Genomic DNA, 21,144 nt, shown 5'->3' with positions numbered 1-21,144 from the left:
GGTCATGACGCCGCCGGGAGGTCGGCGGTGGCGGGGGCCGGGGGTGCCGGTTCCTCCCGGGCGGCGTCGGTCGTGCCGGGGCCGTCGTCGGCGGCCCCGGTCTTGATGAGGGGGAACAGCAGCAGGATCAGGCCGGCGAACAGGTACCCGAGCGCGACCTGTGGATTGGCGCCCCATTCGACCTTCTCGCCGTGGATGAGGCCGATGTACGCCAGCGCCGCGCCCGCCGCGGCGTACCCGGCGGCCCACAGGAACGACCGGTCGATGATGAACGCCGTGATCGACCCGAGGATCAGACCGGCGAGCACCGCGCCGCCGCCGAGCAGCGCCGTCCCCTCGTACACCGTGCCGCTGGCCGCGATGGTGTCGTATCCGACCTGCCGGGCGCTGGTGCCCGCCGCCGCCAGCGCGTTGTCCATGTACCCCTGCGCCCACGCGGCGATGTTGGGGATGATCGCCATGACCACGGCCACCGCGTGCGCCTTGGGCACGGCCTGGAACGCCTGGGCGCCGATCAGCAGGCCGATGTACAGCAGGATCGGCACGATCGCCGGTGCGGGCAGGATCGCGCCGAGCACGGCGAACATGCCGAGGAAGCAGAACAACGCGATGACGACGCCGGTGGCCATCGAGTAGCTGCCCCGGCCGCCCGCGGCCTTCCATCCGGGGTGGCCGATGTACACGGCGGGCGGGAACGGCGAGCCGAGCATGGAGCCGACCACCGCGCCGGTGCCGTCGGCGAGCAGCACTGACCGCAGGTTGTACGCGTCGCCCGCGGCGGCGGCGCTCTCGACGTTGCTCATGCCCTCGGTGAAGTTGTAGATGCCGAGCGGGATGGCGGTGGCGAGCAGCGGCGAGACCTCGCGCAGGCCGTCGATCAGCAGGTCGAGGTTGAGCGTCGGCAGGCTGATCGCGATGTTGCTCGCGGCGGCGCCCACGTCGGCGGGCTCCATGTAGCCGCCGATCCACGCGATGGCGGTGCCGACGAGCAGCGCGGCCAGCCCGACCGGGATGTTCCCCGGCAGCTTCAGGTTGGTGAAGAACCCGACCAGGATGATGACCAGGACGGGCAGCGCGATCCAGGCGGCCTCCCACATCTGCGCGGCGGGCCGCATCGAGATGAAGGCGATCGAGATGCCGGCCAGGGTGCCGAGCATGGCCGCCCGGGGCGTGAAGCGGCGGATGTACGGCCCGACGAAGGCGCCGATCAGCACGATGACGCCGATGATGAAGCACCAGGCCAGCCCGGCCGCCCACGCCTGGATGGGGTTCTTGGTGGCCAGGTAGGTGGGCAGCATGATGACGAACACCACGATGAACATGTGCGGCACGCTCGGGCCGTACGGCATCGCGCAGACGTCGGTGCGTCCCTCGCGCCGGGCCAGCCGCCGGGCGAGGTAGGAGTAGTACACGTTGCCGATGAGCAGCTGAATGCCCATGGCGGGCAGGATGACGCCGAACACGTCGGAGCCCGGCAGGTGCACGACCCCGAGGCACAGGCCGCTCAGCACCAGCACGTTCACCATGACGTTGAAGCCGAGCCCGAAGAAGGCGTTGGTGTCCCCGGCCACCCACCAGGAGAGACGTTGCTGGTCCGGGGGGGTTGTGGTGGTCATCGGTCAGCTCCGGGTCTCTAGGGCCTTGATGTAGTGGGCGGCGGGGGCGACCCAGCCGAAGATGCCGCCCTGCGCGGCGATCATTTCGAGGCCGTACCGCTGGAATTCGGCGAAGTACGAGCCCACGCAGTCCGACAGCACCAGGCACTCGTAGCCCCGGTCGTTGGCCTCGCGGACCGTGGTGTGCACGCACACCTCGGTGGTGACGCCGGTGACGATGAGGCTGCGGATCTCCCCGTCCTTGAGCACCTGGTCCAGGTCGGTGGCGTAGAACGATCCCTTGCCGGGTTTGTCGATGACCAGCTCGCCGGCGACCGGGGCGAGCTCGTCGATGATGTCGTGCCCGTACTCCCCGCGGATCAGGATCCGGCCCTTCGGGCCCGGGTCGCCGATGCGCAGGGACGGCGCGCCGCGGTTCAGCTTTGCGGGCGGGCAGTCGGACAGGTCGGGCCGGTGGCCCTCCCGTGTGTGGATGACGGTGACTCCGGCCGCACGGGTGGCGGTCAGCGCGTCGCGCAGCGGCGGGATGACCCGCCGGAGCATGTTGACGTCGTTGCCCAGGGTCTCCCCGAATCCCCCGGGCTCGACGAAGTCGCGTTGCATGTCGATGACCAGCAGTGCCGTGTGTCTGGGGTCGAATCCGTAGGCGTACGGCTCAGCCTCGACGAGAAGCGGATCGGACACGTTGGCTCCGTTCTCCTTCAGATCCTCAATCGTCGATTGTCGACAGAATTGTGTCCGGCGCCGGTCGCTACGGTTACGACTCTGTTAGCGGTGCCGCTGAGTGCCGGGGCGACGCCGTGCGGCGACCGTGGATCGGTAGGGGGCGCTAGCCGATGTAGGTCCGCGCGCCGTGCCGCGCGAGGCCGTCCAGGGCGCGCACCTGGTCGCCCGAGGCGATGGCCTCGAACAGCCGCCGGTGCCGCTCCACGCCCTCCGACGGGGCACGCTGCTCGGCCTCCCTGCGCAGGTTGGCGGCCATGTAGAGCTGCAACTTGAGGATGACCGGCTCGTACGCCAGCAGCAGCTGGCGGTGCCCGGACAGCGCCACCAGCGCCACGTGGTACCGCCGGTGCGCCTCGTTCTCGGAGTACGGGTCGTCCTGCTCCACCGCCGCGGCCATGTCGTCCAGAGCCTTGGCGAGGTCGCGCAGGTCGGTCACCCCGGGCAGCGCGGTCTCCACCGCGTAGCGCTCCAGCACGTCGCGCAGGCCGAACAGCTCGTCCACGTCGTCGTGGGACAGCTCGGCGACCCGCACACCCCGGCGCGGCGAGTGCTCCACCAGGCCCTGCTGGCCGAGCAGGCGCAGCGCCTCGCGCAACGGGGCCCTGCTCGTGCCGAACCGCTGGGTGAGCTGCTCCTCGATCAACCGCTCGCCGGGGGCCAGGGTCCCGCTGAGGATCTCGTGACGGATACGCCGCATCGAGAGCTCGACGAGGCTGTGGGGACGCAGCACCCCCTCAGGTTCCACCCGTGCACCTCCTAGGGACGTCGCCACAACTGTCGCAGAGCAGGGACGGCCGTCCGCGTGCGGCCTGGTCCCATCTTCATTTTGTGGGACGACGGGCTCAGGTGGCCGCCACCGCGTCCAGCAGTCGCCGCGCGGTGCGGAAACGGGCGGCGGGCCCGGTGTCGCCGAGCACCACGCCGATCAGTACGTGCCCGTCCCGCTCGGCCGCGAACATCAGGCAGTGCCCGGCCGCCCTGGTGTAACCGGTCTTGACGCCGAACGCCTCGTCCGGCACCAGCTCGTTGGTGTTGCGCCACACGTGCGCCCGGTGCGCCCGGGTCTTCGCCACCGCGTGCCTCTCGGTGCCGACGATCGCGGCGATGACCGGGTCGCGCAGCGCCGCCTGGGCGAGGAGCACCTGGTCGCGGGCGGTGGAGCGGTCGCCGCCGGTCTGCGGCAGGCCGTCGGCGTTGGTGTACCAGGTGTCCTTCATGCCGAGGCTTCTCGCGGCGGCGTTCATCCGCGACACGAACCGACCCACCCCCGGGCCGTACCGCCGGGCCAGCGCCTGGGAGGCGTCCGCGCCGGACGGCAGCAGCATGGCGTACAGCAGGTCCCGCACGGTCAGGCGCTCCCCGGCGCGCAGGCCCGCGCGTGTGGCGCCGCCGGACACCGCGTGCCGCACGTCGGACGCCGAGACGGTGACCACGTCGGTCAGCGGGGCCACCTTGCGCACCACGTACGCCGTCATCACCTTGGCGAGGCTGGCCACCGGCACCCGCCGGGTCTCGCGCTTGGCGAAACGGACGGTGCCCTCGGTCGCGTCGATGAGGTACACCTCGGCGGCCGTCACCTTGGGGGCGGTGCGGGCCTGTGCCGGGGCGAGGAGGCCGGTGGCGGTCAGGACCGCCGCCAGCATGACGGTGATCACCATGCGCATCAGGTCATGATCGCACGTTCGCCTCGATGATCCGGATTCCGAGGGGAAACCAAGCCGCCACACACTGCAAGCGGACGGCAAGCGGGGAGCAACTGCGCGGGCGTAGACCTGAGGTGACTAAAGGGGAGGGATCATGAACACGCGAGGCGGTCTGGTACCGGCGATCTGGAGCGGCACGTCCACGGCGGTCAAGCTGCTGATCGCCAGCCTCGCCTTCGCCGGCGCGTACAGCGGGGTGGAGGCCACGCGCGTCGCCGCCGCGCCCCCGGCCGCCGCGCCCGCCTCGCGCACGGTCATCCAGCTGTCGGCGCAGGCGATGCCCGCCGAGTCGGTCCGCGTCCCCGAGACCGGCGTCATCAGCGTGGCCGCCGCCGAGGGCACCGGGTGCACCCGCACCTACCGCGCGCAGAGCGTCATCGACCCGCGAGGCGCGGACACCGCCGTCCTGTATGACTGGCGGCTGCTGCGCTGGAGCACCGCGACCCGCCAGTGGCGGCCGTACACCGCCTCGTCCCCGGCCGGGTTCCTCGGCGCCGGGCGCGCCGTCGCCTGGCACCCCCGCATCGTGGACAACCCCGGCCTGTACCGGGTCGAGCTGTCGGTCGCCGGCGAGGTCATGCTCAGCGAGAAGTTCCGGGTGAGCTGCTGAGCGCCGGCGCCGGCCGTCGCGGCCCGGCGAAGGGGTGTCCCGGATGGGGCGCCCCTTTTCCGTTGGTCGCTCAGGTTCCGGGTTCGATCGGCCGGCTCAGGTGCCGGGCGGGTCGCCGAGTCCCTTGCGCGCCGCGGTCACCCACCGGGGCACGCCTACCCGCTCGGCCACCGCCAGCGCCTTCTCGTAGTGCGTGCGGCCCTCCTCGGGCTGGCCCAGCCACACCGCGAGGTCGCCGAGGGTCTGCGCCACCGGCCACAACGCGACCACGCCCGTTCCCGCGCCCGCGATGCGGTCGGAGAACGGCCCGAGGGTCGAGTAGGCGTCCTGCATGCGGCCGCGGTCGTCCAGCAGCATGCCCGCGAGCGCCCGCCACATCATGGCCAGCTCGTACAGGAAGTCGGGGCGCACGGCGGGCCGGGTGGCCGCGATCGCGCGGGCGTCCTTGAGGTGGCCGGCCGAGGCCAGGGCGACCGCGTAGGCGTCCAGTGTCCACTTGGCGCCGCGGCGGTGCGCCTCCTCCAGGGGCTCCACCATGTCGGCGGCCTTGCCCTCCACCAGGCGCAGGCAGAACGTGGTGATGAGCGGGAGGTCCTGGCGGCCCTCCAGCATGCCGGCCCGCGCGGTGAGCCGGGCCGCGTTGCGGTACGCCCGCTCGGCCCCCGCCCAGTCACCGGCGATCATCAGCCGCTGGCCCGCGTACCAGGCGCCCACCGCGGACGGCGCGGGCATGTCGTACCGCCTGGCCAGCTGCTCGGCCGCGTTGATCTGGGCGTCCGCCTCGGCGAAGTCGCCGCGGGCCGCCGCGCACTCCATCAGCACCAGGTGCGCGAGGGCCTGGACGGCGATCTGCCCGGACGCCTGGCCCACCTCCAGCAGCTCGCGGCCGATGGCCTCGCGCTCGTCCACCACCGTGATGACGTACGACTGCCGCAGCCGCCCGCTCAGCGCGACCGCCAGCAGGGCCGGGTCGCCGCTGCGCCTGGCCAGCTCCTCGGCCTCCAGCGACGCCTCGTAGCCCCGTCCGGTGTTCGAGCCCTCCAGCTCCAGGGCCAGGGTGGCGAGCAGGCTGGCGCGCAGCGACTGCTCGCCCGGCGGCAGCTCGATCAGCGCCCGCTCGGTGACGTCGACGATCTCCCACGCGGTGCGGGTCAGGTCCCGGGCGATGCCCTTGTGCGGGACCGCGACCGAGGCCGCGATGCGGGCGGTCAGCTCCAGGTCGCCGAGCGGCAGGGCGGCGTCCATCGCCTCGCGGCGGCGGGCCCGCGCGGACGTCATGTCCCCGCACAGCGCGAGCGCCCGGATCAGCCGCAGCTGCAGCAGCAGGCGTTCCTTGGGGACGCCCGCGTCGGCGTGCGCCCGGTCGAACGCCGCGATGGCCCGCTCCCATAACGTCGCGGCCTCCCGGTGCGCGTAGCGCCGCTCGGCCTGCTCGGCGGCGAGGCCCGCGTAGTGGACTGCCTTGGCGGCGGTCTCGACGGTCCCCGCGGAGTCGTAGTGGTGGGCGAGGGCCGCGACGTCCGAGGGCGACATGCTCTCGATGACGTACGCGACGGCGGCGTGCAGGCGGGAGCGGCGCAGGCGCGAGGCGTCGGAGTACAGCGTGTCGCGGACCAGGTCGTGGTCGAAGCGCAGCCTGCCCGGCCCCGGCTCGGTGACCAGCCCGGCGAGCAGCGCGGCCTCCACCGCGTCCACCACGGCGTCCTCGTCGCCCGAGACGTCCACCAGCACGTCGATGTCCACGTCCCGGCCGATCACCGCGGCCTGGAGGAGGATCTGCTGGGCCGTCACCGGGAGGCGTGCGATGCGGCGGCGCAGCACGTCGCGCACCCCCGAGGGGACCTCGGAGATGATCTCGGCGGCGGTGGCGCGGCCGGTGGCGGCCTCGGAGTCCAGCAGGCGCACGGTCTCGCGGACGAAGAACGGGTTGCCGCCGGTCCGCTCGATGATGGTGCCGACCGCGTCCTCGTCGACCTCGCGGACGCAGGTGGCCCGCACCAGCTCGGCCACCGCCTCCTCGCTCAGGCCCTCCAGCTCGACCCGCACCGGGCCGAGGCGGGCCAGGGCGGCGAGCACGTCGGACTGCTGGTCGTTCAGCTCGCCGTCGCGGCAGGTCACGACCAGCAGCACCCGGCTGGTGGCCAGCAGGCTCGGCAGGGCGCGCAGCAGCGCGAGGGTCTGGTCGTCCGCCCAGTGCAGGTCCTCCAGGACGAGCAGCACGGGGGCGTCCCTGGTGATCCCGGCGATGTAGCCGCCGACCGCGCGGTGCAGGCGGAAGCCGCCGGACGCCTGGTCGTCCTCGTCGGCCGGCGCGGCGTCGTCCAGCAGCGGGGCCAGCAGGGAGCCGTACTCGCCGGTGCCGCGGACCGCGACCAGCGTGCGCAGCACCTCGACCCAGGCCCAGCCCGGCGGGGTGGCGCTGCTGTCCGGGCAGCCACCCGCGGTGGTGATCCAGCCCTGGCTGCCGAGGGTCTCGGCCAGCCGTCGTATCAGGGTGGTCTTGCCCGCGCCCGGGTCGCCGCCGACCACCGCGGCGGTGAAGCGGCCCGACAGGGCGTGCGGCGCGGCGCCGGTGAGGCGGGCCAGCTCGGCGTCCCTGCCGACGAACGGCTCGGGGGACAGCGGCGGCATGTCCGGCTGCTCCGGGCGGGGCGGCCAGGTGCCCCGGGGCTCGGCCTTCGGGCGTTGCTGCGGGACGAGTTCCAGGCCCGGATCCTGCGACAGGATGTCGGACTCCATCTTGCGTAACGCGGGTCCCGGGTCGATGCCGAGCTCGTCGGCCAGCGTGGTGCGCGCGCGGCGCAGCGCCGCCAGCGCGTCTCCCTGACGGCCGCAGCGGTACAGGCCGAGCGACAGCAGCCGCCAGCCCTCCTCACGCAGCGGGTTCTCCCCGGTCAGGGCTTCGAGGTCCGGCACGACTTCAGCGTGCAGCCCGAGACGCAGCCCCGCGTCCGCGTGCCGCTCCCTGGCCACCAGCCGCAGCTCGGTCAGCCTGCTGACCTCGGCCTCCGCCCACTGCTGCTCCGCGAAGTCCGCGTACGGCGTGCCGCTCCACAACCCGAGCGCCGTCTCCAGCGCCCCCCGCGCCGCCTCGGGATCGTCGTTGTCGAGATATTTCCCCGCCGACCGCACCAGCGACTCGAACCCGAGCGCGTCCACCTGCTCGGGCGTCGTCCGCAGGGCGTACCCCGAAGCCACCGTCACCAGCAGCCTGTTCGGCCCACCCCGGGGCCTCCCCGGCTCCAGCACCCGCCGCAGCCGTGAAATGTACACCTGGAGCCCCGACTGGGCTCCCTTCGCCGCCTCGTCCGTCCAAAGATCGAACAGCAGCGTGTCCACCGGCACGACCTGTCCCCGCGCGACAAGTAGCCGCGCGAGTACCGCGCGCTGCCGGAGCCCGCCGAGATCAACCTCGTCATCGCCGTCGTACGCCTCGACCGGCCCTAAAACCCGGAACGTCACCATCTCAGCCGCCACGCTATGCGGGCCCGTCAAGCACGCACAAGATATACGCCAAGGCCCGCCATCCTTTCCTGCCCATCCGGAACAGGGCCTCGACCCGATCACCAACGCCACGAGGCTACAGCTCCCACCCCCCGCACCATAACGATGATTCCCCCCCGACCCCCCACACTCCCCCAAACCATTCCCGCAACGCATACCCCAACCCCGCTCCGCCTCCCAGTCCCGGCGTCACGACACGACACGGTCCATACAGAGGCCGCGCTCCGCGCGAAACCCGCAAGGGCTGTTCCCTGTGGGGGGCAAGCCCCCCACACCCCCCGCCTGCCGGGCGCGCCCGTACCGGACCGCGACACGACCCGCCGAATCAAATGCGCTACAGCGGATCGCGCCGCAGCCGCATGAGCGCCGTCCGGTAGTCGGCCTCAGTGGTCAGTTGCGGGTGGCGGGTTGGGGGTCGGGGGTCGAGGGGGTGGGGGAGTTGCGGCGGAGGAGGGTCCAGCCGCCTAGGGCCAGGCCGCCCCAGGGGATTTCGATGGTGTAGGTCCAGAAGCCGAAGAGGATGGCGGCGGCGGTGGCGGCGGCCGGGGGCTGGCCGAAGGCTATGAGGAGGGCGGCGGTGCCGCTTTCCATGATGCCGGCGCCGCTGGGGGTGATCACGGCGCTGGTGAGGACGCGGCTCAGGGCGAAGACGGCCACGGTCTCCGCGGGGCCGGGGTAGGAGCCGGTGGCGGTGAGGCAGGCGGCCATGATCATGCATTGCAGGGCCAGGAAGCCGGTCATGCCCAGGGACAGGCCTGGCCAGCGGTGGTGGACGATGTCGGTGGTGTCGGCGCGGAGGCGGTGGATGGCGTCCCGGGCGAAGCGGTCGGCGGGGCGGATCTTGCGGGGGAGGATTCGCAGGAGGCCGTCCACGGCGCGGCCGAGGAGGTCGGCGGCGCGCTCCCAGTACAGGGCGGCGGCCACGACGGCCACCAGGACGAGGATGGAGACGGCGCCGCCCCAGGCGGCCGTGGTCACGCGGGAGTCGGGGATGCGGCCGGCCAGGAGCAGGCCGACGATTCCGATGGCGGGGAGGATGAAGCGGAACAACGTGTTCCAGATGCCGGTGACCAGCGTGTACACCACCACCGACCGTGTGGCGAACCCCCAGCCCTTGGTCATCGCGAACGTCAGCGCCACCCCGGCGGCGCCGCCGAACGGCAGCAGGTTGCTCACCGCGCTCCCGGCGGCGTTCAGCGTCAGGGCCCGCAGGTGCCCGAGCCCCGGCAGCGCGGACGTCATCACGTAGGTGTAGGCCCACAGGCTGGCGAACCACAGCCCGGTCATCAGCAGCACCATCGGCCAGCTCAGCGCCGCGAACTGCGCCCCGATGCTCTCCCAGCTGACCGTGGCCCCGGTGAGCCCGTGCACGATCTCCGGCAGGAACACCACGAGCAAGACCGCAAGCGCCAGCGACACCACCGACGCCCCGCCCTGCACCCACTTGTTCCCCATCCGGCCCCCTCCGCGCTTCCCGGCCACCGCCACCCCGGGCGACCCCTCCAGTCTCCTCGCCCGCCGCCCGATCGAGCGCCACGGGTACACGCAAACGTACCGGCCCCACCCCTCACACCCCCACCTCGAACCACACCACCCACCCCGAGCCCTCCCCCTCCCACCTCAGGCCGAGGACGGCGCCCGCACGAGCCGCAGAGGGTAGGGAATCCGATAAATCGGGAGAATCGGCTGCTTTCCCCTGAACAGGTCTACTGCTCCGCCTAAGCCGCACTTATGTAGATCTCACGCCAATCGGAACAAGATGAATGTACTGCTCTTCCTGTCGATCGCGTGCTTTCATGGGCCACCCTCGGGCTCTCGTCTTCGGAAATCGCCTTCTAAGGGTGCAGGTCATCGGGTAGTTTTGATTTAGGAATGAATTCACAGTCTCAGCACATTATTCGTGAGACCGGTCCGGTCTCCGTGAGATCCAGTGAGATCATCGGAGAAAAAGGATATGCCTAACCCAATAGACATCAATCCCGAGGAATCTCCGCTGGCGCGTTTCGCGTACGAGGTGCGCACCCAGCGGCTCGCGATCGGCTGGACGCAACTTCAGCTGGCTCGCAAGCTCACCGTGTCCGTCAGTGCGATCGGCATGCTGGAGACCCTCAGGCGCAGGCCCGACCGCCGGTTCGCCGACGCCTGCGACAGGCTGTTCAAGCTGGACGGGGTCTTCCACGAGCTCTGGAAGCAGACGCGCTGGGAGATGGCACCGGAGCACTTCCGGGACTTCATGGAACTGGAGGCGCAGGCCTCCGCGCTCCGGATCTGGGATCCGCTGCTGATTCCCGGGCTCTTTCAGATCGAGCCGTATGCCCGGCGGATCTTCGAGGATGAGCCCGGTATCACTGCTGAACTCGTCGATCAGCGCGTCGCACACCGGATCCAGCGCCAGGCCCTGCTGGGACGCGAGCGGGCGCCCTTGGTCTGGAGTCTCATCGACGAGGGTGTTCTTCATCGGCCCATGGGTGACAAGGGCCTGATGCACGAGCAGATGGTGCGGCTTCGCGAGGCCGTCAAGAACCCCCGGGTGACGATCCAGATCGTCCCCTACTCCGCCTGGTCCGCCGTCGGGCTCCAGGCTTCATTCACGATCGCCGAACTGCGCGGATCACCACATAGCGTGTATGTAGAAAGCGCACCACGTGGTATCACGATAGGAGACCGTGAAACGATAACGGCATTGGTGGGGCGTTTCGACGCTTTACGATCTGCGGCCTTCCCGCAGGCTCTGTCGCTCGGCATCGTCGAGGAAGTGATGACGCAATGGACCTGAGTGGTGCGAAGTGGCGGAAGTCATCCTGGTCAAGTGGTGACGGTGGGACGTGCGTGGAGGTGGCTTCCAATCTGCCTGGTGTGGTCGCCGTCCGGGACAGTAAGAAGCCCGGGGGGCCCGCTGTCGTCGTTGCGCCGGGGGAGTGGCGGGTGTTTCTGTGGGGGGCGCGGGACGGGAGAGTCTGACGTTCGTGGGGGTTTCTGGGGGCGTTTCAATTGCATGACAAGCGCATGCCAACTGCTTGCCAAGTGGGGGAGGTGAACCTGGGTGCACGAGCCGGTGATCGGCCGGCGTTAGTACGGGGAAGAGATCATGAGGAAGCGAATCGGTGCGCTGCTCGGGGGAGTGGCGCTGGTGGGGGCGGGTGTTCTGGGGCTGGCGCAGCCTGCGGCGGCGGCGACGGCTGAGCCTGCGATCTGTGCGCAGGGGGGCAGGCACTTCGTGAAGGTCGTCGGGCTGCCGGGGACGCCGCAGTACACGGTGGTCGGGTACGCGAACTGTGAGCCGGCCGACGGCAAGTACCACTCGTTCGAGGTGGACCGGCTCGGGTCGCAGGGCGAGGTCACGGGGCGTACGACCTTCTGCGTGGCGGACGGGCAGCAGGTGATCTTCGGCTGGGGCTGGCAGTGGGGCCAGTTGTCGCCGGTGCGCGAGGCCGACACCTGCACCCGCCCGCCGGTGGGCTGAGCACTCGGTAAGCCCTCGGGGAGGGCACGCTCAGGAGAGGCGAGTGGCGTACGCGGCGCGGCGCCACTCGCGTCTCAGTCTCTGGCCCGCGTCGATCAGGCCGACCAGCATGATCAGGACGACGATGCCTTTGGCGGTCTGGTCGGCGAGGGGGGTCGCGAAGACGGGGCCGGCCAGGAGGATCCAGGTCAGGACGGCGCAGATCGCGAGATTCAGGGCGATGTCGGCGCGGCGGGTCAGGGTGTGCCACTGGCCCTGCACGACCAGGATGGCCTGGAGCGACAGGCTCGGGATCACGAAGGCGAGCAGCCACGGGGCGCGGTGGCGGAAGGCGTCGTCGTAGGCGAACGCGGTGGTGGGTACACGGCCGGCGAACGCCCAGTCCATGAAGGCGTCGGGGGCGAGCAGGACGACGGTGCCGCAGAGGAAGAAGACGAGCCCGGCGGCGCGGCCGGTGCGGCTGACCCGGTCGTTGTCCACGGGCCTCGGCTTCCAGCGCGCCGTGTCCGGACGGCGGCGGCGGGCCCAGGCGGCCAAGGCGAAGAAGACGAACAGGACGCCGGGCCACCACAGCGATTGGATCGCGACGCCCAGCCACCAGTCGCGGAGCGCGTAGACGGCGTCGTCCGGTGAGGTGATCCGGCGGTGGGTGACGATGTCCAGCAGGCCGAGCAGCCAGATGACGGCCATGCCGATGACGGTGAGGCGCAGGAGGCGGCGGGAGTCGGCGGGGTCGATGAGGTTCAGGGGCGGGCGGTAGCGGGCGGCCACCTCGGCGGGGCGGCCGAAGGTGTGCAGCAGGTCGTGGGTCATGGGTTCGTCGGCGGTGCGGCGCGTCGCGACGGCGCGGTCGGCGAGTTCCTCGCGCAGGAGGGCGCGCAACTCCAGGGCGACGTCCCCGCGTTGCCTGCGGGGGAGCAGCCTGGTCACGTCAGAGACGTAACTGTCGATGAGGTCGTGGGGATTCATGACGGGCCTCCACCGGCCAGGAGGATGTCCATGGTGTCGTTCAGGCCGCGCCAGGTCTCGGAGAGTCTCCGGTACAGGCGGCGGCCCTCGTCGCTGAGCACGTAGTAACGGCGCGGCGGCCCGTCGCCGGTCCGCCATTCGCTGGTCAGGACGCCCTGGGATTCGAGGCGCCGCAGCAGGGGGTAGAGCGTGCCCTCCTCGATGGGCATGCCCTTGTCGATCAGGGACTGACGCAGCTCGTAGCCGTAGCGGAGCGTGTGCAGCTGGGAGAGGACGGCGAGCACGATGGCGCCTCGGCGCAGCTCGAGTTCGAGCTTGTCGAACGCGTGGCCGTCGGTACCCATGTGGCACACAGTACTGTGCGTCGCACGGTAGTGGCAATCGTGCGTGGCACAATCCAGGGGTGCGGTTGTGGACGGTCCAGCACCGAGCGGTCCTCGACGTGCTGGAGGGCTCCGGTGAGCTGGTCGGCGACTGGGCCAGGATGATGATCGGCTCGTACCGTCCCGCCTACGTCGAGATGGTGGCGGAGATGGCGCGGCGCGGCGTCGGCTGCGCGGGGCGGCCCCCGGTGTGGGCGTGGAGCGGCCCGGACACCCGTGACGACCGGGTGGCGCTGACGGCGGAACTGCTGCTGTGCCCCGAAGCGCCGGAGGAGTACGCGCGCTACGTCATCATCGATTTGGAGGTGCCCGGCGAGCTGGTCGTCCTCAGCTCGTACGGACGCTGGAACGACTATCTGGACGCGGTCCTCGCGGGCGGGGGATCGGCGCGCATGGACTGGACGATCGACCCGGAGGAGTTCGAGCGATCCGCCTACGCCGGTGTCCAGGCGTGCCTTCCGCGCCTGGACGGCCAGTGGGTCCTGAGCGTCCGGCCCTTCGAGCCCTCGGACGAGCCGGACGAGAGCGGCGCCGAGGCAGGCGGACTCGCCTCGCCGCACGGGGCCGCGCCGGCTCCGGCGGCCGGGCCGCAGTGATCCGTCTCCGGTACGGTTGACGGGACCCCCGGGCCGGCGACGAGCCGCCGTGATGGCGTCACCGCAATGCGATTCGGGCATCATGCCAGTTCAGCATGGGCGTTAGCGAGCGCGTGCGAACGGACGCGGAGTACGCTTCGGAAATGCCCGACTCAGCTCCCGTGCTGGACCTCGACCTTCGGCTGGTGCGGTACTTCACGGCTGTCGCCGAGCACCGGCACTTCGGCCGTGCCGCCGTGGCCCTCCACATCACCCAGCCGTCCCTGAGCCGCCAGATCCGCCGTCTCGAACAACAACTGGGCGCCCGCCTGCTGGACCGCACCCCGCAGGGCACCCTGCTCACCGAGGCCGGGGTGGTCTTCCTGCCCCGGGCCAAGGCGCTGCTGCGCTCCGCCGCCCAGGCCGCCGCCCAGACCCGGGCCGCGGCCCGGCCCAGCCGCATCACCATCGGCTACACCAGCGATCTCACCGTCACCCCCGCGGTGCGCGAGATGCGCCACCGCCACCCGGACGCCGACGTGCGCACCCTGCATCTGGACGGCAACGAACCGCGGGGAGCCTTGCTCGACCACCGGGTGGACGCGGCGGTGACCCGCCTGCCCCTGCGGACCGACCAGCTCCATGTGACGGTCCTCTACGACGACCTGACCGCCATCCCCCTGCACGGCGTCGAGCCCGGCCACGTCGTGCTCGCGACCCGCGCCGGCGACCGCAACCGCCTGCTCACGGCCTTCCGCAGGTGCGCCGAGGCCCACCTCACGGGTCCCGGTTAGACGGGCTCGCCCGGCGCGGGGTCGAAGGGGTGCTTCAGGCGGGTGCCCGGCGGAAGGTCGCGCCGCACGTACCACTCGGTGCCGAAGACGAGGCGGTACAGCGGGCCGGGGACCCGGAGCATCACGCCGAGCGTGCGCTCACCGCCGCCGCCCGAGGCCTGGGTCGCGTGGGCGGACATGCTGGCGCGTTTGGACTTCGCGTACTTGCGGACGTTCACGCGGTGGGTGATGACGTCGCCGGGGGAGTAGGCGAGCTCGAAGGAGCGCATGTCGAACTCGGGGGGGAAGCGATGGACGCGCTGGGCGAGACGCAGCGCCCGTAGCAGGGGGTCACGGTTGACGGTGGCCTCCAGCAGGATGGGGGTGCCGGCGATCACCGCGGCCCGGCCGCCCACGCGGTAGACCTGGACGTGGTCGGGGTGGCCGTAGCCGCCCGCCGGGTCGTAGATCGTCAACAGGTCGGCCTGCTCCTCCTTGAGCACGGTGGCCAGCCGCTGCGCGGCCTCCTCGATGTCGGCGTCCATGAAGGCGTTCTCGGGCCGGTCCGCCCCGCCGCCGCCGCTCTCGCTGAGCCCGGAGTCGCCGTAGCCGAGCAGCACGACCCGGGCCACGCCGAGGACGGCGGCCGATTCGTACAGCTCGGCGGTGCGCGCCTCGGCCAGCTCGTCGCCGTGCGGAAGGTCGGCCAGGCCGCGCTCGCCCGCCGTGGCCACGACCAGCACCACCCGATGGCCCTCGGCCGCGAGCATCGCCATGGTCCCGGCCGTCAGCAGGGCCTCGTCGTCGGGATGGGCGTGGAAGAACACCGCGGTACGTGCCATCGCCCAATGATCCCACGGGGCGTTCCCTCGGATAGCGGGGGTCTCCTGGTCGAGGCGGATTTTTTCGATGATCGCGTTTGAAGCGGGCAGAGGGCTCTGACAGTCTGGCGGGGTGCGGATCCTCCACGTCAGCGACTGTTATCTGCCCAGGCTCGGCGGCATCGAGGTCCAGGTGGCCGATCTGGTGCGGTCGCAGGGCGAGGCCGGGCACGAGGTCGAGGTCGTCACGGCCACGCCCGGCGAGACCATCGCCGGGGTGCACCGCGTCGTCGCGTCCATGCCCTTCGACCTGCCCGTCCATCCCCGGGGGGTGGGGCACATGCTGCGGCTGATGGCCGCGCGGCGCCCCGATGTCGTGCACGTGCACACCGGGGCGGTGTCACCGTTCGCGTGGATGGGGGTGCGCGCCGCGACCCGTCTCGGGCTGCCGGTGGTGGTGACGGTGCACAGCATGTGGGACCCGGTGACGCGGGGCGTCTACCGCGGGCTGGACTCCCTGTTCGGCTGGAGCCGGTGGAACATCGCCGCCACGGCCGTCAGCCGGGCCGCCGCGCGGCCGGTGCGCGCCGTCGCGGGCCCCCGGGTGCCGGTGGACGTGGTGTCCAACGGGCTCGATCTCTCCTCGTGGCGGCCCCAGGCCGGGGACGTGGTGCCGTCGCGCGGGGACGAGGTGCACATCGTGGCGGTGGGACGGCTGGCGCCGCGCAAGCAGCCCGTGCGGCTGGTGAAGCTGCTGCGGGAGGCCAGGGCGCGGGTGCCGCGGTCGATTCCCATGCGGGCGACGCTGGTGGGGGACGGCCCGGCCCGGGGGACCATGGAGCGGTTCCTGCGGTCGCACGGCATGCAGGGGTGGGTGTCGCTGCCCGGACGGTACTCACGGGATCAGATTCGTGAGCTGCTCGCCTCGGCGGACGTCTTCGTGGCGCCGGCGCCGCGGGAGTCGTTCGGGATCGCCGCGCTGGAGGCTCGGGCCGCGGGGGTGCCCGTGGTGGCGCGGGCGCAGAGCGGGGTGGCGGACTTCGTCCGGCCCGGCAAGGAAGGGCTGCTCGGGCGGAGTTTCCACGAGCTGGTGGTGGCCGTGGCACGCCTCACCCGGGACCGGGAGCTGCGGGAGTCGATCGCGGCGAACAACCGGGAGACCGAGCCGGTCCGCTGCGCGTGGCCGAACGTCCTGGCCGGGATCGAGCAGTCCTACAAGCTCGCCGCCGGTCGGGTCTGACCGGTCGCCTTTGACCGGCGGACCGTCGTACGGGCGCCGAATTCGCCGCGCCGTTTCTCGCCGCGCCGGGCGCCCAGGGCGTCACGGGCGTGGCGGCGGTGGGGTTGCTGGGGAGAGGTTCAGAAGGGGAGGACTCGGCCGGTGGGGGTGCGTAGGTCTAGCGGGGCGGGGGAGCCGGTGGGCTTGGGGCGCTGGGTGATGAGGATCCGCTTCATGGCCTGCTCCTTTGGTACGGGCGCACACTTCCCTCGTTCCACGTCGGCGGACAGGTCGTCGTAGCGTCGCGGCGAGCCGAGATCCAGTACCCCCGGCCTTCACCTCCTGTTTACCCTTTGCCGACCTGTCGCAGACGTTCGCGACCCCAGTTTGTTCGATCTTGATGAGAGTGGTAACCCCTACTGCGCCCCCGGGACGGGACGGCTGGGGAGGGGGTGGGGGCCCCTACCTGGTTTCTTGCGGCGGGACGGCATATTCGCAGCGTAAAAACCTCATGTTTCCAACAAAGTCATGATTTGTTGCAATCTCACACCTCGGCAAGCGGGTCGGGTAGGACCGTTATCGATGCCGTGAGCGGGGTAGAGGCGAGCATCGCGCCGAGGCGGAGAGCCTGTTCCGTGGCGCCGCCGAGGGTGAATTCGAGCTGCTTGGCGTGCAGGAAGTAGCGGTGGACGAAGTACTCCTCGGCGATGCCCATGCCGCCGTGGACGTGCACCACCGCGTGCGCGACGCGGTGACCGCCGTCGGCCGCCCAGAACTTGGCGGTGGCGACGGCTCGCGAGCGGGTCTCCTTGGTGGCCTTCGCCTCAGGGGAGAGGAGCCAGGCTGCTTGCCACGTGGTGAGCCTAATGGCTTCCACGTCAATGTGGCAGTCGGCCAGGCGGTGGCCCACTGCCTGGAAGGAGCCGATGGGGCGGCCGAACTGGTGGCGGCGGGTGGTGTAGTCGGCGGCTGCTTCCAGGGCTCGGGAGGTCACGCCCAGTTGCTGGGCGCACAGGCCCAGGGTGGCCATGTCTTTTATGTCTTCTATGTCTGGTGCGTTGAGTCGTGCGTCGTACGGGAGGGTGAGGTCCAGGGTCAGGAGGCCGGTGGTGTCTCTGGCGGTGGTCCGCTGGGGGGTGATGGTCAGGCCCGGGGTGTCTTTGGGGACCAGGAAGACGTGGCCGCCCGCCGGGATCAGGATCAGGTCGGCCATCGTCGCGGCCGGGACGCCGGTGCGGGTGCCTTTCAGGTGCCAGCCTGAGCCGGTGTCCTCGGCGGCCGGGTCCTGGGCGCCCGGGGAGGACGCCAGGGCGGCGGTGAGGATGGCGTCTCCGGCTGCCACCCGGGGGATCCATCGCTCGCGCTGGGCCTCCGTGCCGAAGGTCGCGATCGTCCAGGCGCCCATCACGGCTGTGGCGTGCAGCGGGACCGGGGCCAGGACGCGGGCCGCCTGCTCCAGGACCAGGCACTGCTCCAGGGGGCCGTATCCGCCGCCGCCCAGGTCCGCCGGCAGGGCTATCCCTAGCAGCCCGGCCTCGGCGAGGGTTCTCCACAGGTCCTGGTCGAACCGCTCGCCGTCCCTGCTCTCGATCTCGGTCAGCGACTCGTGGGTCACCCGGTCGGTGAAGATCTGACGGGCGAGCCGGACCAGCTCGTGCTGGTCCTCGGTGTAGGCGAAGTCCATGGGCTCTCCGGGCGGGGGAACGGTGAGTGCGTGGAGCGGGGGTCAGCGTGGGGGGCGGGGCATGTTCAGGGCGAGCATGGCGATCATGTCTCTTTGGATTTCGTTGGTGCCGCCGCCGAAGGTGAGCATGAGGATGGTGCGGTACATGCGTTCTATGCGGCCGGAGAGGATCGCGCCGGGGGTGTTCGTCAGGTGGGCGGCTTCGCCCAGGCATTCCATCAGGAGGCGGTAAGCCTCAATGGCGAATTCGGTGGCGAAGACCTTTGTCACGGAGGCGTCGGCGGGATTGACGCGGGTGCCGTTGTCCAGGCCCCAGGCGATCTTCCAATTGACCAGTTTGAGAAATTCGACCTTGGCGTGGACGCGGCCCAGATTGGCGCGGAGCCATTCCTGGTCGATCAGGTGGCCGCCGGACGGCGAGGGGGTGGTGGCGGCCCAGTCGCGGACCGCGGCCAGCAGGGACTGGAGGCCGGCGGCGGAGCAGAGGGCGACGCGTTCCAGGTTGAGCTGGCCGGTGATGAGCCGCCAGCCGTCGCCGGGGGCGCCGACCATCGCGGACGAGGGGACGCGGACGTTGTCGTAGAAGGTCTGGCTGGTGACCTGCCCGGCCATCGTGGGGACGGGGGACCAGGAGAAGCCGGGCGCGGTGGCGGGGACCAGGAACACCGACAGGCCCTTGTGGCGGGGCGCCCCGGGGTCGGTGCGCACGGCCAGCCAGACGTAGTCGGCGACCGCGACGAGGCTGGTCCACATCTTCTGCCCGTTGATCACCCACTCGTCGCCGTCCGGCTCGGCCCGGGTGCGCAGCGCCGCGAGGTCGGTACCGGCCTCCGGCTCGGAGTACCCGATGGCGAAGTGCAGCTCCCCGGCGAGGATCCGGGGCAGGAAGTACTCCTTCTGCTCCGCCGTGCCGTACTCCATCAGCGCGGGCCCGACGCTGCCGAGGGTGAGCAGCGGGATCGGCACCCCGGCCGCCGTCGCCTCGTCCGCGAAGACCAGCTGCTCGACCATGGTGCGGTCCTGGCCGCCGTACTCCTTGGGCCAACCGATGCCGAGCCACCCGTCCCGCCCGAGGGTCCGGATGATCCGGCAGTACGCCCCGTCCCTTCCCATCGAGAGGGTCTCCCCGAGCGCCATCTCGGCCCGCAGGGCGGGTGTCATGAGCGCGGTGAAGTACTCCCGCAGCTCCGCGCGCAGCCGCTCCTGTCCCGGTGTGTAAGCGATCTTCACTGGTTCTCCACCGCTCGTGAGCCGGATGCCAAGAGTGCCACGCGCTCCTGTACCAGAGCAATCGCTTGGTACCTAGCGGTCAGCCCCCGCGCAGCACCATGTCCGCCCCGATCGCGACGACCGTCGAGAAGATCGCCCCCGTCAGCAGCCAGAAGCCCCAGCGGATCAGCAGATACTTGCGGCTCACGATCTGGCTCACCCGCCGCACCTGGCCGGACAGCCGCTGGAGGTTCTGCTCCGACACCGACATCAGCGCCTCGGCCAGCGCCTGCCCGCTCTCGAAACGCACCACGTCCCCGAAGTACTCGATGATCTCGCCGTCGATCCCGTCGTCCCCGGGCCGGGCGCCGTTGAGCCGCGGGTACACCGCCCCCGCCAGGCACGCCAGCGACCCGAGGGCCAGCGCCACGCCGGTCCACCACAGCCACTCCACACCGTCGGACAGCTGGAACGGCGACCAGCCGCCCGCCGCCAGGCCACCGGCCACGGCACCGATGGCGATGCCGACGATGCCGAGCAGCACCTGCGCCTTGGCGTCCGCCTTGTTGATCTCGTCGCGGGCGTGCGACAGCAACCGCGTGGCGTAGGCGAGCGCCACGGCCTCGGGCTCGGGACGGGCGGGCCGCGGCGGGCCCAGGACCTTACCCAGATGACGTAGCACGCTTCTCCTCAACGATCCACCCTCGGCGCTCGGCTCCTGGCGAGAGGATTACACGTCCCCAGTGGATGATCCACTGACAATTACTAGTTCAGCGCCGCGCCGGTTCCCCGCCGTCCCGGCGCTGCGGCTCCTTGCGCGAGCGCCCGATCCGTCCCGGCCGGGCACGCTCCTCGGGATGCTTCCTGACCCGCAGGAGGCTCGCCCCGATGGTGCCGAGCAGCACCAGCACGATCACCCCGAGCGAGAGCGGCGTCGGGATCTCCGGCACGGACTTGGAGACGTCCTCGTGCAGGAAGGACAGCACCAGCTTGACCCCGATGAACGCCAGGATCACCGACAGCCCGATCGACAGATACACCAGGCGTTCCAGCAGCCCCTCGATGAGGAAGTACAGCGCCCGCAGCCCGAGCAGCGCGAACGCGTTGGCGGCGAACACGATGAGCGGCTCCCGGGTGATCCCGAAGATCGCCGGGATGGAGTCGAGCGCGAACAGAAGGTCGGTGCCGCCGATGGCCACGAACACCACGAACAGCCGTGTGGCCACCCGGTCGCCGTCCTCCTTGACCACCAGCTTCCCGTCGTGCAGTTCGTCGGTGACCGGCAGGCGGCGCCGCGCCCACCGCATGACCCAGGTGCCGTCGACGTCGGGCTCGTCATTGCGGTGACGGATCAGCTGGACGGCCGTCCACAGCAGGGCCAGGCCGAACACCAGGAACGTCGGCGAGAACAGGCTCACCGCGGCGGCGCCGGCCAGGATCAGCGCCGCGCGCAGCACCAGCGCGGCGGCGATGCCGAACAACAGGGCCTTCTGCTGGTGTTCCGGCGGCACCGAGAACTTCGCCATGATGATCACGAAGACGAACAGGTTGTCGACGGACAGGCTTTTCTCCACCACCCAGCCGGCGAAGTACTCGGTGGCGACGCCCCCGCCCTCCACCAGCCACAGCGCGGCCCCGAAGGCGAGGCCCACCGCGACGTAGAAGACCGTCCACAGCGTCGCCTCGCGCAGGCCCACCGTGTGCGGACGGCGGGCGGCGACGAGGAAGTCGAGCGCGAGCAGGGCCACCACGATGCCGACGACTACGAGCCATCCCCATGCTGAACCGACCATGTGCGGTGCCTTTCGTCGGGGCGGCATGTGCCGTCGCTCCGCGCGGCGGGCCGGGCCCGCACCCGGGGCGAGGGTGCTCCCTTACCCGGCCGCGAG

The 21,144-nt window shown here is 71.2% G+C and carries 20 protein-coding genes; 7 read left to right on the top strand and 13 right to left on the bottom strand.

The features are described from left to right. Positions 1-2: 2 nt before the first annotated feature. The 4 genes from ACFP1K_RS28155 to ACFP1K_RS28140 form a co-directional block, all read right to left on the bottom strand. Positions 3-1,616, bottom strand: coding sequence for a hypothetical protein (locus ACFP1K_RS28155; protein ID WP_380758795.1), 1,614 nt, complete (start codon positions 1,614-1,616; stop codon positions 3-5). 3 nt (positions 1,617-1,619) lie between these two features. Beyond that, positions 1,620-2,300: a cysteine hydrolase family protein gene (locus ACFP1K_RS28150; RefSeq protein ID WP_380758793.1), complete on the bottom strand. Its 681-nt coding sequence runs from the start codon at positions 2,298-2,300 to the stop codon at positions 1,620-1,622. Between the two features lie 145 nt (positions 2,301-2,445). Beyond that, the gene (locus tag ACFP1K_RS28145) at positions 2,446-3,087 is read right to left on the bottom strand and encodes a GntR family transcriptional regulator (protein ID WP_380758790.1); all 642 of its coding nucleotides are present in this window, start codon (positions 3,085-3,087) and stop codon (positions 2,446-2,448) included. 97 nt (positions 3,088-3,184) lie between these two features. Beyond that, a complete protein-coding gene (locus tag ACFP1K_RS28140) occupies positions 3,185-4,006 on the bottom strand; it encodes a D-alanyl-D-alanine carboxypeptidase family protein (RefSeq protein ID WP_380758788.1) in 822 nt (273 codons plus the stop codon). A gap of 133 nt (positions 4,007-4,139) precedes the next feature. Here ACFP1K_RS28140 and ACFP1K_RS28135 point away from each other — a divergent pair, with 133 nt between their 5' ends. Continuing rightward, a complete protein-coding gene (locus ACFP1K_RS28135; protein ID WP_380758786.1) occupies positions 4,140-4,655 on the top strand; it encodes a hypothetical protein in 516 nt (171 codons plus the stop codon). A 96-nt stretch (positions 4,656-4,751) separates the two neighbouring features. On the opposite strand, the gene ACFP1K_RS28130 is transcribed toward ACFP1K_RS28135, so the two are convergent. Together ACFP1K_RS28130 and ACFP1K_RS28125 are read right to left on the bottom strand one after the other, a co-directional pair. Next, on the bottom strand, positions 4,752-8,150 hold the full coding sequence (locus tag ACFP1K_RS28130) for a BTAD domain-containing putative transcriptional regulator (RefSeq protein WP_380758784.1): 3,399 nt from the start codon (positions 8,148-8,150) through the stop codon (positions 4,752-4,754). A gap of 399 nt (positions 8,151-8,549) precedes the next feature. Further along, entirely contained in the window at positions 8,550-9,614 is a 1,065-nt protein-coding gene (locus tag ACFP1K_RS28125) for a lysylphosphatidylglycerol synthase domain-containing protein (RefSeq protein ID WP_380758782.1), read from the bottom strand. A 499-nt stretch (positions 9,615-10,113) separates the two neighbouring features. On the opposite strand from ACFP1K_RS28125, the gene ACFP1K_RS28120 reads away from it, so the two are divergent. The 3 genes from ACFP1K_RS28120 (at position 10,114) to ACFP1K_RS28110 (ending at position 11,622) form a co-directional block, all read left to right on the top strand. Further along, positions 10,114-10,935, top strand: coding sequence for a helix-turn-helix domain-containing protein (locus tag ACFP1K_RS28120; protein ID WP_380758779.1), 822 nt, complete (start codon positions 10,114-10,116; stop codon positions 10,933-10,935). After that, positions 10,926-11,120: a DUF397 domain-containing protein gene (locus ACFP1K_RS28115; RefSeq protein ID WP_380758777.1), complete on the top strand. Its 195-nt coding sequence runs from the start codon at positions 10,926-10,928 to the stop codon at positions 11,118-11,120. Before ACFP1K_RS28120 ends, ACFP1K_RS28115 begins: the two co-directional genes overlap by 10 nt. A gap of 127 nt (positions 11,121-11,247) precedes the next feature. Beyond that, complete coding sequence (locus ACFP1K_RS28110; RefSeq protein ID WP_380758775.1) at positions 11,248-11,622, top strand: hypothetical protein; 375 nt, start codon at positions 11,248-11,250, stop codon at positions 11,620-11,622. 30 nt (positions 11,623-11,652) lie between these two features. Here ACFP1K_RS28110 and ACFP1K_RS28105 read toward each other — a convergent pair whose 3' ends face one another. Both ACFP1K_RS28105 and ACFP1K_RS28100 read right to left on the bottom strand, forming a co-directional pair. After that, positions 11,653-12,591, bottom strand: a complete 939-nt coding sequence (locus tag ACFP1K_RS28105) for a hypothetical protein (RefSeq protein WP_380758773.1) — start codon at positions 12,589-12,591, stop codon at positions 11,653-11,655. Beyond that, complete coding sequence (locus tag ACFP1K_RS28100) at positions 12,588-12,935, bottom strand: PadR family transcriptional regulator (protein WP_380758771.1); 348 nt, start codon at positions 12,933-12,935, stop codon at positions 12,588-12,590. The genes ACFP1K_RS28105 and ACFP1K_RS28100 overlap by 4 nt, the downstream gene beginning before the upstream one ends. Positions 12,936-12,994: 59 nt before the next feature. On the opposite strand from ACFP1K_RS28100, the gene ACFP1K_RS28095 reads away from it, so the two are divergent. Both ACFP1K_RS28095 and ACFP1K_RS28090 read left to right on the top strand, forming a co-directional pair. Continuing rightward, complete coding sequence (locus tag ACFP1K_RS28095; protein ID WP_380758768.1) at positions 12,995-13,570, top strand: hypothetical protein; 576 nt, start codon at positions 12,995-12,997, stop codon at positions 13,568-13,570. A 143-nt stretch (positions 13,571-13,713) separates the two neighbouring features. Next, on the top strand, positions 13,714-14,343 hold the full coding sequence (locus tag ACFP1K_RS28090) for a LysR family transcriptional regulator (RefSeq protein WP_380758765.1): 630 nt from the start codon (positions 13,714-13,716) through the stop codon (positions 14,341-14,343). Here the strand turns inward: ACFP1K_RS28090 and ACFP1K_RS28085 are convergent. Next, a complete protein-coding gene (locus tag ACFP1K_RS28085) occupies positions 14,340-15,164 on the bottom strand; it encodes a PIG-L deacetylase family protein (protein ID WP_380758763.1) in 825 nt (274 codons plus the stop codon). The genes ACFP1K_RS28090 and ACFP1K_RS28085 overlap by 4 nt on opposite strands. 112 nt (positions 15,165-15,276) lie before the next feature. On the opposite strand from ACFP1K_RS28085, the gene ACFP1K_RS28080 reads away from it, so the two are divergent. After that, positions 15,277-16,383 (top strand): glycosyltransferase family 4 protein, encoded by a 1,107-nt coding sequence (locus ACFP1K_RS28080; protein ID WP_380758761.1) that lies wholly within the window; start codon positions 15,277-15,279, stop codon positions 16,381-16,383. Positions 16,384-16,906: 523 nt separating this feature from the next. Here the strand turns inward: ACFP1K_RS28080 and ACFP1K_RS28075 are convergent. The 4 genes from ACFP1K_RS28075 to ACFP1K_RS28060 all read right to left on the bottom strand — a co-directional run bounded on the left by ACFP1K_RS28075 (position 16,907) and on the right by ACFP1K_RS28060 (position 21,048). Then, the gene (locus ACFP1K_RS28075) at positions 16,907-18,046 is read right to left on the bottom strand and encodes an acyl-CoA dehydrogenase family protein (protein ID WP_380758759.1); all 1,140 of its coding nucleotides are present in this window, start codon (positions 18,044-18,046) and stop codon (positions 16,907-16,909) included. Between the two features lie 42 nt (positions 18,047-18,088). Beyond that, complete coding sequence (locus ACFP1K_RS28070; RefSeq protein WP_380758757.1) at positions 18,089-19,276, bottom strand: acyl-CoA dehydrogenase family protein; 1,188 nt, start codon at positions 19,274-19,276, stop codon at positions 18,089-18,091. A 79-nt stretch (positions 19,277-19,355) separates the two neighbouring features. Further along, positions 19,356-19,937, bottom strand: a complete 582-nt coding sequence (locus ACFP1K_RS28065; protein ID WP_380758755.1) for a Pycsar system effector family protein — start codon at positions 19,935-19,937, stop codon at positions 19,356-19,358. Between the two features lie 88 nt (positions 19,938-20,025). Then, a complete protein-coding gene (locus ACFP1K_RS28060; RefSeq protein WP_380758753.1) occupies positions 20,026-21,048 on the bottom strand; it encodes a TerC family protein in 1,023 nt (340 codons plus the stop codon). Positions 21,049-21,144 lie beyond the last annotated feature (96 nt).

This window comes from Sphaerisporangium aureirubrum (assembly GCF_042658925.1).
Classification (GTDB): Bacteria; Actinomycetota; Actinomycetes; order Streptosporangiales; family Streptosporangiaceae; genus Sphaerisporangium; species Sphaerisporangium aureirubrum.
The sequence above is the reverse complement of the archived record's forward strand: the minus strand, read 5'-3'. Positions and strand labels throughout refer to the sequence as shown.

What these genes read in the sequence shown, in the direction of transcription:
- ACFP1K_RS28100 (WP_380758771.1), bottom strand. Translation starts at nt 12,935, where the DNA reads ATGGGTACCGACGGCCACGCGTTCGACAAGCTCGAACTCGAGCTGCGC.
- ACFP1K_RS28110 (WP_380758775.1), top strand. Translation starts at nt 11,248, where the DNA reads ATGAGGAAGCGAATCGGTGCGCTGCTCGGGGGAGTGGCGCTGGTGGGG.
- ACFP1K_RS28115 (WP_380758777.1), top strand. Translation starts at nt 10,926, where the DNA reads ATGGACCTGAGTGGTGCGAAGTGGCGGAAGTCATCCTGGTCAAGTGGT.
- ACFP1K_RS28155 (WP_380758795.1), bottom strand. Translation starts at nt 1,616, where the DNA reads ATGACCACCACAACCCCCCCGGACCAGCAACGTCTCTCCTGGTGGGTG.
- ACFP1K_RS28085 (WP_380758763.1), bottom strand. Translation starts at nt 15,164, where the DNA reads ATGGCACGTACCGCGGTGTTCTTCCACGCCCATCCCGACGACGAGGCC.
- ACFP1K_RS28090 (WP_380758765.1), top strand. Translation starts at nt 13,714, where the DNA reads ATGCCCGACTCAGCTCCCGTGCTGGACCTCGACCTTCGGCTGGTGCGG.
- ACFP1K_RS28060 (WP_380758753.1), bottom strand. Translation starts at nt 21,048, where the DNA reads ATGGTCGGTTCAGCATGGGGATGGCTCGTAGTCGTCGGCATCGTGGTG.
- ACFP1K_RS28120 (WP_380758779.1), top strand. Translation starts at nt 10,114, where the DNA reads ATGCCTAACCCAATAGACATCAATCCCGAGGAATCTCCGCTGGCGCGT.
- ACFP1K_RS28075 (WP_380758759.1), bottom strand. Translation starts at nt 18,046, where the DNA reads ATGGACTTCGCCTACACCGAGGACCAGCACGAGCTGGTCCGGCTCGCC.
- ACFP1K_RS28135 (WP_380758786.1), top strand. Translation starts at nt 4,140, where the DNA reads ATGAACACGCGAGGCGGTCTGGTACCGGCGATCTGGAGCGGCACGTCC.
- ACFP1K_RS28140 (WP_380758788.1), bottom strand. Translation starts at nt 4,006, where the DNA reads ATGCGCATGGTGATCACCGTCATGCTGGCGGCGGTCCTGACCGCCACC.
- ACFP1K_RS28125 (WP_380758782.1), bottom strand. Translation starts at nt 9,614, where the DNA reads ATGGGGAACAAGTGGGTGCAGGGCGGGGCGTCGGTGGTGTCGCTGGCG.
- ACFP1K_RS28105 (WP_380758773.1), bottom strand. Translation starts at nt 12,591, where the DNA reads ATGAATCCCCACGACCTCATCGACAGTTACGTCTCTGACGTGACCAGG.